This is a genomic window from Spirosoma fluminis (genome assembly GCF_054778895.1).
Genome location: NZ_BAAGZD010000010.1, coordinates 48,680 through 65,783, shown reverse-complemented (window position 1 = coordinate 65,783; position 17,104 = coordinate 48,680). Strand labels below are relative to the sequence as shown.

Here is a 17,104-nt window from a genome sequence, read left to right as displayed (position 1 = left end):
AATGATCCTTATGGCAGGTGCCGAACGTTGACGTAATAATTGGCGTCAACGTTCAGCGAAGTTGCTTTCTTAGCCGGAAACGTACGCCAGGAAGTGGTAGGCTGCAGGTTTTGATAGGTAGAAGATTCGTCCAGGCAAATGCGAACCGGCATGTCAAATCCTGCGACGCAGTTAGCCCAGCGGTACTCAACCAATCCATTTTTCAACCGGTATTCTAAAGTCGGAATGCGCACATCGCGTAGGTACTGATCGAAGATTTTAGCCAGGTTCCGTCCCGACTGGCGGCTCATGTAGGTTTCGATCTGCTGCGTCGTGACGGTCTGATGATAGAACGTCTTGTTCATGCCTCGCAGCAGTTGACGCCACTTAGCGTCGTCGTTGACAATCTGCCGGATGGTGTGCAGCATGTTGCCGCCTTTATAGTACATATCGCCCGACCCCGACTTATTGACGTTGTAATACCCAATAATTGGACTGTCGTTACGAATATTATTGCGGCACCCGATCACGTACTGCGCCCCCGCTTCTTTGCCATAATAGTATTCCACGAACAGGTTCTCCGAGTAGTTCGTAAAACTCTCGTGAATCCACATGTCGGCCACATCGCGGTACGTAATGTTGTTGGCAAACCACTCGTGCCCCGATTCATGTACAATGATAAAGTCCCATAAAAGCCCCCAGCCGGTTTTGGACAGATCGCGTCCTAAATACCCGTTTCTGAACTTATTTCCGTACGTAACCGAACTCTGGTGCTCCATACCCAGGTACGGCGTCTGCACGAGTTTGTAGCCATCTTCGTAAAACGGATACGGACCAAACCAATGTTCAAACGCCTTCAGCATCAGCGGAACCTGCTTGAACTGAGCGCGCGCCCGTTCCTCATCCTGCGGCAACGCATAGAAGTTTAGGGCAAGTTTCCCTTTCTCACCCGCGTAGGAATCGGACCAGTGGACGTACTGGGCGGCATTTATGTTGACGCCGTAGTTGTTAATGGGGTTGGCGACAAACCAGTCGAAGGTTCGTGTACCGTCATCGTTTTTCACCGTTCGGCGTAGCTTTCCGTTCGAAACGTCCATAAGCGGCTCCGGCACGGTTATGCTGATGAGCATACTGTCGGGCTCATCGTACATGTGATCCTTACAGGGCCACCACGAGCTGGCGCCTAACCCCTGGCAGGCTGTGGCAATGAACCATTGTTTCGTCGTGTCGCGCGCCCAGACGAACCCACCACTCCAGGGCGGATTTTTTGCGACCCGGGGTTTGCCTTCGTAATGAACCGTTACGCGCTCGGTTGCGCCGGGTTGCTGTTTCTTTTTGAGCATAACAAAATACGCATCCCCATCTTGCCGAAAAGTCAGCGGCTGACCGTCCTGCTCAATTTTTGACACCCGTAATGGCCGCTGTAAATCAACCTGAAGTACCTGACTCGGTTTCAGCACCTTATACGTAATGGCGGTACTGCCACTGATGGTACTATCGGCGGGTTTGACCCGAACACTCAGGTGGTAAAAGGTCAAGTCCCACCACACCCGCTCGGGGGTAATAGAGCCCCGTAACGTATCGTCATGCGTAAACTCGTACCGTTGGGCACGAACAACGCAGGGCAGCAGTAAGACAAGCGCAAAGCAAAGAATACGATTCATGCAGGGTAATATTGATAAACTCGAAACCACCCGATAGGTGTCTATCGTGCACCGGGAGGGCAGTGCTGCGTTAGGTATTTTGTGTACAACGTGCGGAGGTGTTCCGTCGTACCCGCCCCTTCCGAAATGCCGTGACTGCGGTTCGGATAGGGCATCACCTGAAACTGCTTATTGTGCTTAATCAGCTCATTGATAAGCTGCTCAGCGTTAGCATAATGCACGTTATCGTCGCCGGTACCGTGGATGTACAGCAAGTTACCCCGGAGATTTTTAGCGTAGGTAATCGGAGAGCCAGCCACGAAATCCTCCCGGTTTTCCTGCGGCAAACCCATGTATCGCTCCTGATAAATGTTATCGTATAGCAGCTGATTACCGACAGCAGCAACGGCGATACCTGTCTTGTAAATATCCGGATACTGAAACAGCAGATGCAGGGTGGTTGAGCCGCCCCCGCTCCATCCCCAAACGGCCACGCGGCTCGTATCGAGATAGCTATGCTGCTGCATCAGTTTCTTGGCGGCCATAGCCTGATCGCGAACATTCAACCGGCCAATCTGACGGTAAATGGACTTACGCCATGCCGCCCCTTTCAGCGTTGGGGTTCCCCGGTTGTCGACAGCGATATAGCAGTATCCAGCCTTGGCCATATCGCCAGCGAACAGACTATTCATACCGGTCGAAAAGACGTCGTTTGTCGTCGTGCTGGCAGGTTCGCCATATACGTAGAATAAAACCGGGTATTTTTTGGTGCTGTCGAAATCGGTTGGTTTCGCCATCCACGCGTCCAGCGTTACGCCTTCGTCGGTGGTGACGGCGAAAAACTGTAGATTCGGCCGATTGACGGGTTTAGCCGCAACGGCTCCGTCTGTTACTGCTGCCGGTTTATGATCGGGAAGCCGAAGCCACTCCCGCGAGGTTGGTATCGTATGGCTGGTCAATGAGTGCAGCGCCCACTGACCGTTTGGCGACAGGTCGTAGTCGTGCGTGCCCACCTGTTCGGTTGGCGTGATGCGTTCCAGTTTACCCTTGCCATCCATGCGGACGCGGTGCAGATACCGCTGCGTCGGATTCTGGGGCGAAGCCAGGAAATAGACGTATCCGCCCTTCTCGTCAATCAGCTCTATATTGGCAATATCGTATTGACCGGGCGTTAACAGGGTCTCGCGACTATCTAAACCTATGCGGTACAAGTGCCGCCAACCGTCTTTTTCAGATACCCACAGGAACGCTTTTCCACCGTTGACCCACTCCCAGCCCGACGGATCGCCCCCGTTCCACGCATCTTTGCAGTCAACCCAGGCCTTATCGGTTTCGCTGTGAATAGGCCGGGGAGCCGCACCGCTGGCCGGGCAGATAAAGATGGTGCTCTGGTTCTGCTTCCGATTCAGTTGCTGCACGATTAGTTCTGGCGAATTGGGCAACCACTCCATCCGCACCAGATAATGCTGCTTCGGATCGCCGGGTATGGGCAGCCAGGTGGTGACCCCGCCCCCAATGTTAACTACGCCCAGGCGCGCTGGGGATGGTGCTTCCCCTACTTTGGGATATTCCACCGGTATCGTGAAGGAGTACGTCGAATCGGTGTTATTTAGCATCAAATAATCCCGGATGCCCGTTGCATCGACCTGCCAGTACGCAATCTGTTTACCGTCGGGACTCCACCGGAACCCATCGCGACAACCAAATTCTTCTTCGTACGCCCAGTCGAACGTACCGTTGATCCGCTTGCGGGTGCCGTCGGTGGTCAGTTGCCGGGCCTGGCCAGTCGCTACGTCCTCTACGAATAAGTTATGTTCACTGACATACGCCACCTGCCGACCGTCGGGCGACAGCTTCGCAAACATAAGCGACTTCGCCGGCCTATCTTTGCCTACCTGACGCACCTGCTTGTCGCTCATTCTCACGACGTAATAATCACCACGGGTATTCTGTCGCCAAACGCGGGCGGTGTTCGTATACACCAGCATTACCGATCGATCCGCTGACAGATCATAGTTGGCGATTTGAATGGGTTGGCTCGTAGCCGGATTGATGAGTATCTCTTTGGGTACAACAACGGTTGTTTGTCCGGTCGCCATTGCCGTTTGAACGAGGCTGCCGTCCTTAATAGAGAGGTAACTGTTCCCGTTATCCGTCCAGCGAACGGCGCGCAGCCGTTGCGCCGACACCAGCGTACTACCCGATAAAACGAGAAGAATAAGAATAAATCGAAGCATGAAAAACAAACTGTTTGCTGACTAGTACCCTACGGGGCCGTTCCATCAGCAAGATAGCCAGAGACCGTCTAAAAATTACGTTACTAGCTCAACTTACCGTTTCGGTGTCTTCATAATACCATGAATCGATGAGGAGGTTTTCGCATACAGTATCGATTGATCACAAACGAGTTGACTGACTCGCTATGTATTGCTGACGTGTAGCTCTGAGCGGAGTCGAAGAGCTACACGTCAGCCGTTTACATCAGTTCAGGTATTTGTCGTAGGTCGGTCGGTAACCTACCAGCCGCGCTACCGGCGATAAGACGCCAAACAAGACATTTTGAACGGCGGGAGATGGTTTAGCCAGTCGAAAAACACTCGAAAAACGCCGGGCAATCAGTGCCGTCTGCAATAAAGGCGGTACGCCTGTAGACCCCGCTTTCCCATCATTAGCCAGTCCGGTAAGCGTTTCAAAAAAAAACTCACTGTCTAAAGCAGGCCGAACCTGCCAATTCACGACCGTCTCCGCTCCCGATGCATTCCACATCGAATGAACCGTATTGGGCGGTACGTGTAGTTTATCGCCCGGTTTAAAAATCGTTACTCGGCCGTTTATCCGAACCGTTAATTCGCCAGATAGAATAGTGAAATCTTCGGCCTGCTGCGGGTGGAAGTGGGGCGCAGGTTCGCTGCTATTTGGCTGGTAAGCTGACTCCATTTCCAGTAGTTGTCCGTTGGTATCCTGAGCCGTTTTCAAAAACCGGAACGACTGGCCGGTTAAAGTGTTGCGAATGAATTTGTTCTGGAAAGCCATAGCGTAGTGTGTTGTTTACCCGATAAAGTTGCCGGGTGCCTATAGGCTATTCCAAATAGTATCCCTACGAAACGGAAGAAACAACCGATCAAACGGCCATCGTCCGGAAATGAACAGAACCCGGCCACGTAACATTACGGCTGCCGAAGCAGGGGCAACGTAACGGTAAAATATTGGGCATCGGAGCACACTAAAGAAGCCAACCGCTATAAGTTTAATGTATACAGCCCCGGTGATCGGAATCGAATTGGTGCGGGTGACATCGGCAAACCAGATGATAAATGCCTGCAACGAGGACGTAATGAGTAAGTAGCCGACAAACGTGATCAATACCCGTCGGCGGGTTTGCTGAATCCCCGTATCTCGTCGCCGGACGTAGAGTAGCCACCGCATCGAAATCTCCCACATCAGTAGCTCATAGGCAATGCCACCTGCCGACCAGATCAGATACCCGGCCAGCGTAAAGGGTTCATCGGCAAGAAAAAGCAGGTTGACCACCAGAATTATCAGCGGCAAAAAAAAGCACGAAGCCATCTATCATTCGGGTGTCCCAGCCAGGGAGACAATCAGGCGTTGGCCAGAAGCACAAACCTATTTGCAATATACGGTACCGGGCAAGATCAGGCAACCTCAACCGCCATTATGCCGTTACGCTCCCTATTAGCCCAAATCCGATTCGTATGCAAACAGGAAATGCCTTCACCAGCTCAACCACTGCCGAAAGCTGGCTGGTCGGCGGTCGATGCAACTGTAGTACATGGCAACCAGCGCATTGACGGCAATGCCAGTACACAGTATTGACGCTAAGCCCCTATGGTTTGTGGCTCCAAGTGCTACGACCAACGTAATGCCCCAGATCAGGATCATCATCATTGCTGTCAATGTCTTCTTAAGCTTACTCATGTTTCGCTCTGTACGATGGCCACCCACGAGGCAGCCCGACCGATAACTCATTCGTCAACAAAGCTAGCCAATTCCTTTATTACCTTGGCTATCAATGTCATTTGCCAGTTGAGACAAACGCTAAACCATCTTCTAATTCATGAAAACGCTACACTGCCGCGACGCCGGTTTCGACTGCGAAGGCGTCATCCGGGCCACTACCGACGCCGACGTATTAACTCAGGCCGCAGAGCATGCCCAGACAGTTCACGGCGTAACGGTCAGCCCGGAAATGGCCGGCCAACTTAAAGGGTTAATTCGGGACGAATAACCAACTAAGGGAAGGGGACCAGCCGAAGTGACGGACTGGTCCCCTTTTAGAGTAACGTAGTGCTATAATCTGACCTACTAACCGGTAATGTCAACAATCACTGGCATTTTGAGTTGCGTTAACGAATCTTTCATTACGTACGCATGCGACTCTATTTGTTGATTTGTTTTGGACTTGCTAGCTGGGTAGTTTCACTACGGCCCGCTACGGCTCAGGGTACCGACTCAATGCCCTACCCGTATCCGGTTAGTTATCTTGCCCTAACCCTTGAAGCGGAACCAGTCCAAATGGCGTACATGGATGTAAAACCGGCAAGGCCTAACGGGCATACGGCTCTGTTACTGCACGGCAAAAACTTCAACGGGTATTACTGGACGAATGTCATTCAATGGCTGAGCAAACGCGGCTACCGCGTGATTGTACCCGATCAGGTCGGTTGGGGTAAATCGTCGCACCCCAACTTACATTACAGCTTTCACCAGTTAGCGGCCAACACAAAGCATCTACTCGATACACTGGGCATCAAACAGGTTTTCGTACTGGCGCATTCGATGGGTGGCATGCTGGCCACTCGCTTCACGCTCATGTATCCCGAACGGGTAGCCCGTCTAGTTCTTGAAAACCCAATTGGTCTCGAAGATTACAAGACCTTCGTCCCTTATCAGACTATCGAGCAGCAGTACCAGAAAGAACGGAAGGCGACGTATGCCTCCTACAAACAGTACCAGCAAAGTTATTACCCCGTCTGGAAACCAGAATACGAAGCCCTCGTAAAGGTTCAGGCCAGCGACTTACAAAAGTCGGATTTTAACGACATCGCCTGGGCGAATGCCGTTACGTATCAGATGATTTATGAGCAGCCCGTCTGTTACGAGTTCAACCGGATTACCGTTCCCACGCTATTGATCATTGGACAGGCCGACCGAACGGTGGTCGGTAAAGCACTGTTGCCCAGGGAGCAGCAAAATCAATATGGCCAGTACCCCGCCCTGGGCAAACGTACCGCCCAGCAGATAAAATTGAGCAAGCTCGTGGAGTTACCCGGCGTAGGCCACATCCCCCATATTCAGGTACCCGATCACTATATTGGGGCGCTGGCAGACTTCCTGCCCTAACGAGAATCCATGACAAACAGGAAGCTCCAACCGGGTTAAAAGTTGATTAAATTCTGTTCAAACGAAATTCGTTCAAACAAATATTAGTTGTCTTTTTAGATGGCTCTATACGGCTATGGAAAAGCAATTTCGCAACGAATATCATTATCTGATCGCCAATCTGCACAAGACGGATGGCTATATCTTCAATTACTTCGGCCAGAAGTTAGCGCCGTTTGATTTATCCGTTCAACAATACATTGTTCTTCGTCTGTTATCAAAAGTATACCCCGACCCCCTCACGGCGGGGCAGTTGAAAGAGAAGATGACGGATATAAATCCAGACTTAACCCGGCTCATGGATCGTCTGGTGGCGAAGCAGTTGATCGTGCGCGAAGTGGATCCGCAGAACCGACGGCGTGTGAACCTGCGGCTAACGGAAGAATCGAATCGGTTTGTGGAAACGGTGGCGGTTGAGTTCAACGACTTTGAATCCATCGTGAGTCACCTGACCGAAGACGAAGTACGAACATTGAATACACTCCTGGATAAAATCAGAACTAAATAAAATGAAAAAGTCTCTAGTAGGGCTTGCCTTGTGGGGTCTCGGTTTCGGTGGGGTATCCGCTCAGACCACTCCTACAAACCTGCCCCTGGATCAGGCCATTCAACTGGCGTTGAAAAACAACAAAGGCATTAAACTAGCCGATTCGCGTACGCTGGCGGCCGAAGCCCGCGCTCAGGAAGCGAAAGATCGTGGCCTGCCGCAGGCGAATGCGTCGTTGGCATATTCCCGCTACAGCTTAACGGGACCGTTTGCGTTTGGTGAAGGCACAGACGGTAAACCGCTCTTCGGCATTCCCGCTGGTGCCTTTAATACGATTATGGGCGGGGCAACCGTCAGTAAGGAAGTCTTTGGTGGCTTTGCCGAAAAGTCGGCGCGGCTGTCGGCTGATCTGTTAGCGAGAGCTAGTCAGTTAGACGCCCGGCGCAACCGGCAGGAACTGGTTTATACTGTGACCGATGCGTATTACAACATTGTCAAACTGATCCGGTCGACCCGCGTCATTGACCAGAACATCCGGCAGTTCGACGAGCGCGAACGGGAAGCCAGAAACCTGGAGAAAGAAGGGATTGTAACGGCCAACGAGGTGCTGAAGATTCAGTTGCAGAAAAACAACCTCCAGCTCAGCCGCCTACAGGCCGATAAAGCCCGTCAAACAGCACTTTATAATTTCAACCTGCTCGTTGGTCTGCCCGACAATCAGGTGGTAGCTGTCGATACGACCTTGAGCAACCCGGCTACGACGCTGGAGCCACTGGAAAGTTTCCTGAATCAGTCGGTTCGGGTACGTCCGGAAGTGCAGGCAAACGCCCTGCGGGTGCAGGCCGCCGACGCGCAGCTTAAGAACGTAAAAAGCAGCAAGTACCCGCATCTGGGCGTATCGCTGGGCTACAATTACATCAACCCAACCGCCAGTCTGATTCCGGAGGGCAACTCGTTTATATCAGCCTGGAATGTGGGAGCCGGTTTAAGCTACAACATTGGTTCGCTTTACAACCTGAAGGGCAGGCTGAATACGGCCAAAACCGCCATTGACCAGGCCAATCTACAGGGCGCGCAGCAAACCGATCAGATTCGCTCCGAAGTCGTTTCGGCCTACCATAATTACCAGCTAGCCCTTGAGCAGCAAAACGTTATCCGCACCGCCCTCGGGCAAGCGCAGGAAAACTACCGATTAACCGAATCGCGGTTCCGCAATGGTCTGGTTGGCTCAACGGATTTTCTGGAAGCGAACAGCTTCCTGATTCAGGCTCAGTTAAACGTTATCAATGCTACGGTCGATGCGCAGTTGGCGTATCAGCGCTTGTTGAGGGCTACGGGCACAAATCTTTAATCCTATAAGACTTTTTATCAAACAGTTCCCATGAATACCAAGATGTTACTTCGCGTAGGTGGCCTTATTGTCCTAGTCGCTGCGCTCTATTTTGGCTTTACCGAATTCCGGTATCTGCAACGTTATGAAACGACCGACGATGCTCAGATCGACGGAGACGTTGACCCCGTTACGCCTAAAGCTGGCGGTTATATTAAAGCGATTCGCTTCAAAGACAACCAGTCGGTTAAAGAAGGCGATACGTTATTTGTGATCGACGATGCTGATTACCGCATCCGGGTCGCGCAGGCCGAAGCCGCTTTGCAAAGTGCCCTGGCCGCGGCTGGGGTAAGCCGCACAAACGTAAGCGTGGCCGCAGCGACCATCCAAAGTTCGCAGGCGAGCGTGCAAACCGCCCGCAATCAGGTAGCAACGGCCCAGGCGAACGTAGTAGCGGCTCAGGCCCGGGCCCGTCGCGCCAATCAGGATTTTGAACGGTATCAGCGTCTGCTGGCCGAGAAAACCGTTCCGCAGCAACAGTTCGACGCTATCCAGGCCGAGCGCGATGCCGCCCAGGCGCAGTTGCAGGCCGCTCAGGCGCAGCTCCAAACGGCACAGTCGCAGGTGAACGCAGCCAGCAGCCAGACGGGCGTAACGAGTTCGCAGCGCCGGACTACCGAAAGTCAGATTTCCGTAGCACAGGCCACCGTAAAGCAGCGGCAGACCGAACTTGATCTGGCGAATCTGCAACTTTCGTATACGATTGTTCGTGCCCCCGCTTCGGGCGTTGTCTCTAAGCGGTCGGTACAGGTCGGTCAGCTGATTCAACCCGGCCAGGCACTCTGCTCGGTTGTTGGCAACTCGAATCTGTGGGTAACGGCCAACTTCAAAGAAACGCAGCTGAACCAAATGCAGATTGGTCAGCAAGTGACCATTGATGTCGATGCCTTTGGCGACGAGAAACTGACGGGCCATGTCAGCTCATTCGCTGGTGCTACCGGCGCGAAATTCTCGCTACTGCCTCCCGACAACGCGACGGGTAACTACGTAAAAGTGGTACAACGCGTACCAGTACGTATCGAAATCGACAAAAACAGTCCGCTGTACGCCAAACTACGTCCCGGCCTAAGCGCCAACGTAGCGGTTGATTTACAGGGAAAATAAGAACTAAGTAGTCAGGAGTTAGAAGCGGGACGTGAGCAACCCTTGTGTGGAGTCTACTCACTCCACGCTCCTAACTCCTATCTCCTGATAAAACCATGAAATTAGGCTTTGATAAATGGATCGTGGTGATCACCGTAACGACGGCGGCCCTGCTCCAAACCATCGACTCGTCGATCGTCAACGTTACGTTGAACCAGATGATGGGGAATCTGGGCGCGTCGCTGGGCGATATTAGCTGGGTCGTAACGGGTTATGCTGCCGCCAGTGCGGTTATGATTACGATGTCGGGCTGGCTAACGGCCAAACTCGGCCGCCGGAATTACTTTGCCGCATCGATCATTCTGTTCACCATCGCGTCGATCTTCTGCGGTACGTCGACCAACGTCTGGGAACTGGTATTTTTCCGGGTGGTGCAGGGTATTGGGGGCGGTGGCTTGCTGACGACCGCCCAATCCATTCTGATTCAGACATTTCCTAAAGAAGACCTGGGTATCGCCAACGCCATTTTCGGGGTGGGCGTCATCATCGGGCCGTCCATCGGTCCAACGCTGGGGGGCTACATTACCGATAACCTGTCCTGGAACTGGGTGTTCTACATCAACATCCCATTCGGCATTCTGGCAACGATACTAACCTATGCCTACATCAAGGAACCGGCCGAGAAAATGGTAGCCGGTAAGATGGACTGGCTGGCCTTAATTCTGCTGATCATGGGTATCGGTGGTTTACAGATCATCCTGGAAAAAGGTCAGGAAAAAGACTGGTTCGATTCAGGCTTTATCGTGGGCATGTCTATTGCCGCCGGGGTTGGTCTGGTTGGCTTTATCTGGCGTCAGCTGGCGGTTAAGCTGCCGATTCTCGACCTGCGATTGTTACGTCGGCGTCGTTACGCGGTGGGTACCCTATTTAACTTTATTCTGGGTTTCGGGCTGTTTGCCTCGGTGTTCATTATCCCGGTTTTCTGTCAGACTATTCTGGGTTTCACGGCCAGTCAAACCGGTTTATTATTAATGCCAGGGTCGATTATGACCGGGTTTATGATGCCGATCGTTGGCGGTTTGTTACGCAAGAATTACGTTTCGCCGATCTGGTATGCCGCTATCGGTTTCGTGTTGTTTTTCGGTTTCTGCTTCGATCTGTCGGCGATTAGCCTTGAAGCAGGTCCGGATTATTTCTTCTGGCCGCTCATTGTTCGGGGCGTTGGGATGGGGCTCATCTTTATTCCGCTGACCACCGTTACGTTGGCCGATCTGGATAATGTCGAAATACCACAAGGGTCAGCCCTGACCGGTATGATCCGCCAGTTAGGTGGTACGTTTGGTACGGCCATTATGACGACCTATATCTCGACCCGTACCGTGTTTCACAGTTCCCGTTTAGCCGATAATATCTCAACCTACAATCCGCTGTCGGCCGAGCGGCTACGGCAATACACCAACCTGTTCCTGTCGAAAGGTGACGCCCTGATCACCGCGACGGGCAAGGCTTATGGCGTTATGCAGGGTGCCGTGATCAAGCAGGCACTCGTGATGACCTATGCGGATGCGTTTCTGGTGATCGGCGCTTTCTTCATGATCTGCGTGCCACTTCTGTTGCTCTTTATCGGCAGGAAGATTGAAACACCTGCCCACGTAGAGATGTCAATGGAGTAAGTCAAAGGCATGACATCAAAGAATCCCGGAGATGCGATCTAAGCAACGTCAGCTATTGATCTTAACTAAGGTAAAATTCTGCAAATCAGATAAGTAATAGAGAGACTTTTGTCATCCCGAGCTTGCAAGGGATCTTCGAGCGAGGATGGTATTTTCCCGGCTCACAGAGATCCCTCGCAAGCTCGGGATGACAAAAGTCGTTTATTTTAGGTCCGAGAATAGTCTATAATTCAGGTTAAGAAAGTTGCGCATCTCCGGGATTTTCTATTTAAAAGATCTATCTCGTAGTCAAGCCAGAATCGATACGCTCTCGCTCACTCCCCGACGTTTACTTCTACCGTGGTTCCCTCTTCGGCAAATACGCGGAACGTACCGCCTAGCTCTTCGGCCCGGCTCTGCATATTTTTCAGGCCGTAATGCTGCTCCGACACAGCTCCGTCCGCCCACGTAAAGCCCCGCCCGTTGTCTACGATACGAAGCCGGATACGACCGGCCGACTGCACCTCCAACTGCACGACGGCCCGGGTGGCCCGGGAATGTTTCACTACGTTGTTCAGAGCCTCCTGTACGATTCTGAACAGGTTTAGCACCTGATTGGATGACAATGACTGGCTCAGTACGCCCGTCACCTGTACGTCGACATGCAGTCCGTTGGTTTCCTGAAAATAGCGGTTGATGTACTGATTCAGGCGTTCGGCAAATTCCTCCACCGTGAAGCTTTCCCGATGAATCGCCCAGATGGTTTCCCGCAGCAGCTTAACGGCCTCACGCGTATGCGTCACAATAACGCGAAGCTGGCTCGCCCACTGCCGACTGTCGGTCACCATTTTTTTTTCGGCCTGATCGCTGATGTGGGTGAGGTTCGTCACCACAAAGGCCAGGTGCGCCCCCACATTGTCGTGCAGATCGCGGGCGATACGTTCTTTTTCGACCAGCAGGCTATTTTTCATCGCCAGAGTCTGCACTTCGGCTTCGTAGGTACGTTGCTGCTGGAGCGTGCGCTCGTTGATTAACTGTTCGGTCTGATCCCGGTCCATTTTATACCGATACGCCAGGCCAAACGTCAATACCAATACCTCAAACAGACCGGCTAACGCATAATCCGTAAAATCGGCAACGGGCTGGTAGGTCGGTATAAGCCTGAAGTTACCAAACACCTGTCCCAGATTCAGCACGAAAAAAGGCGTAACCGCTACAAAATACAGGCAGGCTTCGCGGATGTGGTATCGCCGAATAATGCTGATGATAATGTAAGCAACAATCACGGGCATGGGAAACCAGTAGATGACCGAGAAGATGCGCATTAAAACCAGTTCCGTTGTGGGCGTAAGGGGAGCGATCCACTCGGCCGTCAGCGTCAGCAGGCACAACAGACCCGACCACAACACGATGGTTCCGATGGTATGCCAGCGGTGGGAAGGCGTCCCCTCCAGCGACAAAAACGACCGGACAAAGGTCAACTGCGAATAGAAAAGCACGAGCGGAAACAGAAAATAAACATTCTGCCCCGGCAGCCAGAACTGCTCGTTGAACGCAAACTGGTTCATGAAGCCGTCGTTGATAAAGAAGAATCCGAGTAGACCGAGCAGACAGAAGATGTATTTCGAATAGATTCGATCGAGCGTTGCCAGAAAGAAAAATAAACTCATGATGCCGACAAACGTCAGCGTGAACAGAATGCCCCCCCAGAACAGGTATCCTTTCTGAACAATGGATTCATAGGCCGATTCGTGAACAAGCTCGATCGGCACAATCTGCGTGCCCCGCCGTTTTAGCATCCGAAGGTACACCGTTACCTCCTGGTTGGCAGGTACCGTAAACGGAAACCAGTAATAGCGGTGCTGTTTGATACGTTGCGATACGGGCGTTTTCCACCCAATAACCGGCGATACAGACAAGGTCCGATTTTGCGTATCGACCACAATGAGCTGCAGTTCATCAAAGCACCAGAAGTCAATTTCAGCCAGCAACGTCTGATCCTGTCGGCTGGGGTTTAGGGTGCGAAACCGCAGCCAGACCGGGCGAGCAGCTTTCAGACCGGTGATGTAGCCAAAATTGGGAACGGGCGTAGTGACGGGCTGAAAGGCTGCCTGGATAGTCACACGGCTAATATCGGCGAAGGTCCGAAACCGCGTAGAATCAACGTAATACGCTAATTTGCCTTCCAGTGAAATGCGGTCCTGATCTGCGGATAAAACAACAACCGACTGCGCACTCAGGGGCTGAGTCGCCAGCTGGATCACCAGCAGCCAGCTACTCAACAGGACGAATATAAGTCGGGCAAGCGGTTTCATTGGGGTCAGGTATCCCACTAAAGTAAACCGGAATTGCTTCTCAAACAAGGTCGGTATACGGAGTAAGACCGGGTATAAGCGGCCTTACTCCTTTTTTAATTCCTGATTTACAGCGTGTAACCGCCCTGATACTGACGACGAACAAATTGATTGGCGTAGTCATAGTTTGTTATCTTCATGTTCGCGCCATCCCACAAGAGCTTTTTGCGACCGGTAAACTTACCGCCTTCGCGAGCCAGGTACGAGCGCGTGGCCAGATTGCCCATCAGCACTGTTTCGGTCAGGGGTCCCGATTGGTCGAATGACGACGACGTATAGGCACCGTACCCTTCTTTGCAGGCTTTTACCCATTGTTGCTGGTGTCCTTCAGTTTTCCCCTCAACTAAGGGTTTTTCGGGCACCGGTAACGCTTTATCGGCAAATTTAGATGAGGGTAATAGCTTCGGGTTGTTCCCGAACAGGCCACCGGTAAGCATGCCTTTCGTGCCAATGAACAGCATGCCGCCGTCAATCTCCCGAAAGACTTCATCATACTCGGCTCCCTCGGGCAACTGAGGCCGAATACCGCCATCGAACCAGGAGAATTTAATTTCCTTTACTTTCCGATCTTCCGACGGGAACGTTAAATGAATAGCCGACGATGGCGGACAGACATCGTCGTAGAACGCTTCCCTGAAGAAATCGGAATAGACAGACCCGACACTGCACTCGACGGAGGTTGGGTACTTCAGATTGAGCGCCCGAAACGGTACGTCCATAAAATGACAGCCCATATCACCTAACGCGCCCGTACCAAAATCCCAGTATCCGCGCCAACGGGTTGGCATATACGCTTCGTGGTAGTCGCGGACGGGAGCGGTACCCAGCCAGAGCGGCCAGTTGACTTCGGGTGGTACCGGCTGCGATTCGCCTTTGTCTTTGGGCGACTGAACCCCCTGGGGCCATACGGGACGGTTAGTCCAGCAATAGACCGTATGCACATGACCAATCATCTTGTTCCTGATTGCCGTTTCAATGATCCGGGTCGCGTCGCCCGAACTGCCTTGATTACCCATCTGCGTGACGACCTTGTATTTACGGGCGGCTTCGGTGAGCATACGGGCCTCGTAAATATCGTGCGTCAGGGGTTTTTCGACGTACACATGCTTACCAAGCTGCATAGCCGCCATTGCAATAGGCGCGTGCATATGGTCTGGCGTCGACACAATCACGGCGTCAAAGGTCTTTCCGGCCTTGTCGAACAGTTCGCGGTAGTCCTGGAAGTAAGGAGCGCTGGAAAACTGAGCCCGGTATTTCTTGGCCTGCCGATCATCGACATCACACAGGGCGACGATGTTATCGGAACCTTTGTTATACGCGAGCCGGATGTTGACATCGGCCTTACCGCCACAGCCAACGGCGGCTATGCTGAGCTTGTCGCTCGGTGCCACAAATCCTTTACCACCTAGTACGTGGCGGGGTACAATGTAAAAAGCAGCCGCCGACAGCGCGCTGCTCTGCAAAAATTTACGACGGGAGGGCTTAGCCATGTTTGGTATCTGTTTGGTTGTTCGGGTGTTTAGGTACGTGCAATCAACGGACAAACACGCAAACAACCAAACAGATAAACAGCTATTTACGCCATTAGCTGGCCCATCTTCATAGCCACGCTCATATCGCCTTTTACTTTTAATTTTCCCGACATAAATGCCATCATGGGATTCAGATCCCCCGTTCCCATTTTGATCAGATTGTTTATACTGACGTGCAGATCGCAGTCGGCAGGTTTATCTTCGTTGGTGACAGTTACAGGAGACTGCTTCGCATCAATGTACACAACGCCCTGATCCGTAACGATTTTTGCGCTGGCATTGAGGCTATCGGCGTGGGTGGCTTTATTCCGAATTTGTTCGGTTAGTTCTTGCAAAGTCATGTTGTTGTGATTTCGTTAGTTGGTAAGGAAACTCTGCCGCGAAAATAAGGTTTTTAAGTTCAGGGGGTCAGCCTGCACAAACAAGCCGGCCTACTTATCCCAGAAACGACAAAAAGCGGGCCCGCCCGCATCTCCTTTAATGCGTTCTCAGTTTTTAACCGTACTCTGTATTCTCACCTTTCTTAGCTGCGCGGTGGGTCTGGTTGATGCCGTTGTCTCGTTTATGCAGACGGACGCCGTATCCCAAACGCCGTACATCAAACGTACCTACACCCCCGAACAGCAAAAGACGTTACCCAAGCAATACTTCGAAGACCGCGCGTCGGGCGATGAGCCTATGCCGGGGGATACCAACGAAATCAGGGCGTTATCTATCGCGCAGTTTGTTTATTCCCTGCTGACGCTGATTGGAGCCGTGCTAATGTTCCGGCTCCGTCGGATCGGCTTCTGGGTATACGTCGTGGGTGTACTCACTGGCATCGTCTTACCCGTAACGCTGGCCGGATTCGGGGCCCTGAATACGTCTTTTGGCGTATTTTTCAGTCTGATGTTCATCGGTCTGTACGCCCTGAACTTAAAGGATATGCACTGACAAAACCGTAAAAGATACCCAAAGAGATGCCTGTTCGGTTGTACACGCGGCTCTTTGGGTACCTTTTGTTAAGATGCGATTAAATGACCCCAATTTCTCAGGGACACGTATCGATCTACTGATCCCCGGATTTAGCTCCGGAACTGGTCGTTGATTTCTTAGCGGAACTACCTGATCTGCCGTTCGATGCCCCCTGCTGGGTGGTACTCCCCCGCTGATCGCCAATACTGCCCATTCCGTTCGTTGTCCGCCCCGACGTAGAGCCACCTTTGTTCGACTGCTGAAGACCATTGCTTGGTCCAGTCTTCGACTGGCTGTTTGTGGTTGTGTTCGACTTCTGAGCTGGGCTCATGCCCCTGATTTTCCTGATCCGGATTGGGCCATTGCACTTCCCGTGGCGATGGCTACCCCCAAAGCGACGGTCATTATTGCCTTTTTCATACGACTAGGTGGTTTACCAAGATTATTCACTAGTTAACCTTTTAGCCTATATACTTGCCATAGTTATCGTTTATTTCTAATCGTACGGTCTTATCGAAATTGCTTACGGAACTGAGCCATCTTCGCCAGTTTAGGGAAGTAGTGCGATAAATCAGCGCCTTTGGTTAATAATTTTCACGTAAATCAATAGTTGAGTACGATTTTTGTTGA

Annotated in this window: 16 protein-coding genes; 7 read left to right on the top strand and 9 right to left on the bottom strand. The window is 52.1% G+C overall.

The features are described 5' to 3' along the window. Positions 1 to 8 precede the first annotated feature (8 nt). From ACYVBJ_RS13885 to ACYVBJ_RS13865, 5 genes are all read right to left on the bottom strand, one after another. Positions 9 to 1,643: a M1 family metallopeptidase gene (locus ACYVBJ_RS13885; RefSeq protein WP_460982906.1), complete on the bottom strand. Its 1,635-nt coding sequence runs from the start codon at positions 1,641 to 1,643 to the stop codon at positions 9 to 11. 41 nt (positions 1,644 to 1,684) lie between these two features. Beyond that, positions 1,685 to 3,859 (bottom strand): S9 family peptidase, encoded by a 2,175-nt coding sequence (locus ACYVBJ_RS13880; protein WP_460982905.1) that lies wholly within the window; start codon positions 3,857 to 3,859, stop codon positions 1,685 to 1,687. A gap of 244 nt (positions 3,860 to 4,103) precedes the next feature. Beyond that, on the bottom strand, positions 4,104 to 4,655 hold the full coding sequence (locus tag ACYVBJ_RS13875; protein WP_460982904.1) for a cupin domain-containing protein: 552 nt from the start codon (positions 4,653 to 4,655) through the stop codon (positions 4,104 to 4,106). 39 nt (positions 4,656 to 4,694) lie between these two features. After that, positions 4,695 to 5,189, bottom strand: a complete 495-nt coding sequence (locus ACYVBJ_RS13870) for a hypothetical protein (RefSeq protein ID WP_460982903.1) — start codon at positions 5,187 to 5,189, stop codon at positions 4,695 to 4,697. Positions 5,190 to 5,354: 165 nt separating this feature from the next. Further along, complete coding sequence (locus ACYVBJ_RS13865) at positions 5,355 to 5,558, bottom strand: hypothetical protein (RefSeq protein ID WP_460982902.1); 204 nt, start codon at positions 5,556 to 5,558, stop codon at positions 5,355 to 5,357. A gap of 139 nt (positions 5,559 to 5,697) precedes the next feature. On the opposite strand from ACYVBJ_RS13865, the gene ACYVBJ_RS13860 reads away from it, so the two are divergent. The 6 genes from ACYVBJ_RS13860 to ACYVBJ_RS13835 all read left to right on the top strand — a co-directional run bounded on the left by ACYVBJ_RS13860 (position 5,698) and on the right by ACYVBJ_RS13835 (position 11,655). Then, the gene (locus ACYVBJ_RS13860; RefSeq protein ID WP_460982901.1) at positions 5,698 to 5,868 is read left to right on the top strand and encodes a DUF1059 domain-containing protein; all 171 of its coding nucleotides are present in this window, start codon (positions 5,698 to 5,700) and stop codon (positions 5,866 to 5,868) included. Positions 5,869 to 6,011: 143 nt separating this feature from the next. Then, entirely contained in the window at positions 6,012 to 6,983 is a 972-nt protein-coding gene (locus ACYVBJ_RS13855; protein WP_460982900.1) for an alpha/beta fold hydrolase, read from the top strand. 115 nt (positions 6,984 to 7,098) lie between these two features. Next, on the top strand, positions 7,099 to 7,530 hold the full coding sequence (locus ACYVBJ_RS13850; RefSeq protein ID WP_460982899.1) for a MarR family winged helix-turn-helix transcriptional regulator: 432 nt from the start codon (positions 7,099 to 7,101) through the stop codon (positions 7,528 to 7,530). A 1-nt stretch (position 7,531) separates the two neighbouring features. After that, complete coding sequence (locus ACYVBJ_RS13845; protein ID WP_460982898.1) at positions 7,532 to 8,860, top strand: TolC family protein; 1,329 nt, start codon at positions 7,532 to 7,534, stop codon at positions 8,858 to 8,860. Positions 8,861 to 8,890: 30 nt separating this feature from the next. Next, entirely contained in the window at positions 8,891 to 10,003 is a 1,113-nt protein-coding gene (locus ACYVBJ_RS13840) for an HlyD family secretion protein (protein WP_460982897.1), read from the top strand. Between the two features lie 95 nt (positions 10,004 to 10,098). Continuing rightward, positions 10,099 to 11,655 carry a DHA2 family efflux MFS transporter permease subunit gene (locus tag ACYVBJ_RS13835; protein WP_460982896.1) on the top strand — a complete coding sequence of 519 codons (1,557 nt, stop codon included), beginning with the start codon at positions 10,099 to 10,101 and terminating at the stop codon, positions 11,653 to 11,655. A gap of 314 nt (positions 11,656 to 11,969) precedes the next feature. Here ACYVBJ_RS13835 and ACYVBJ_RS13830 read toward each other — a convergent pair whose 3' ends face one another. The 3 genes from ACYVBJ_RS13830 to ACYVBJ_RS13820 form a co-directional block, all read right to left on the bottom strand. Then, complete coding sequence (locus ACYVBJ_RS13830; RefSeq protein ID WP_460982895.1) at positions 11,970 to 13,949, bottom strand: sensor histidine kinase; 1,980 nt, start codon at positions 13,947 to 13,949, stop codon at positions 11,970 to 11,972. A 107-nt stretch (positions 13,950 to 14,056) separates the two neighbouring features. Beyond that, a complete protein-coding gene (locus ACYVBJ_RS13825) occupies positions 14,057 to 15,478 on the bottom strand; it encodes a Gfo/Idh/MocA family protein (protein ID WP_460982894.1) in 1,422 nt (473 codons plus the stop codon). 86 nt (positions 15,479 to 15,564) lie between these two features. After that, on the bottom strand, positions 15,565 to 15,861 hold the full coding sequence (locus tag ACYVBJ_RS13820; RefSeq protein ID WP_460982893.1) for an SCP2 sterol-binding domain-containing protein: 297 nt from the start codon (positions 15,859 to 15,861) through the stop codon (positions 15,565 to 15,567). A 139-nt stretch (positions 15,862 to 16,000) separates the two neighbouring features. On the opposite strand from ACYVBJ_RS13820, the gene ACYVBJ_RS13815 reads away from it, so the two are divergent. Then, positions 16,001 to 16,453 (top strand): hypothetical protein, encoded by a 453-nt coding sequence (locus ACYVBJ_RS13815; RefSeq protein ID WP_460982892.1) that lies wholly within the window; start codon positions 16,001 to 16,003, stop codon positions 16,451 to 16,453. A 115-nt stretch (positions 16,454 to 16,568) separates the two neighbouring features. On the opposite strand, the gene ACYVBJ_RS13810 is transcribed toward ACYVBJ_RS13815, so the two are convergent. Further along, on the bottom strand, positions 16,569 to 16,805 hold the full coding sequence (locus ACYVBJ_RS13810; RefSeq protein WP_460982891.1) for a hypothetical protein: 237 nt from the start codon (positions 16,803 to 16,805) through the stop codon (positions 16,569 to 16,571). Positions 16,806 to 17,104: the final 299 nt, after the last annotated feature.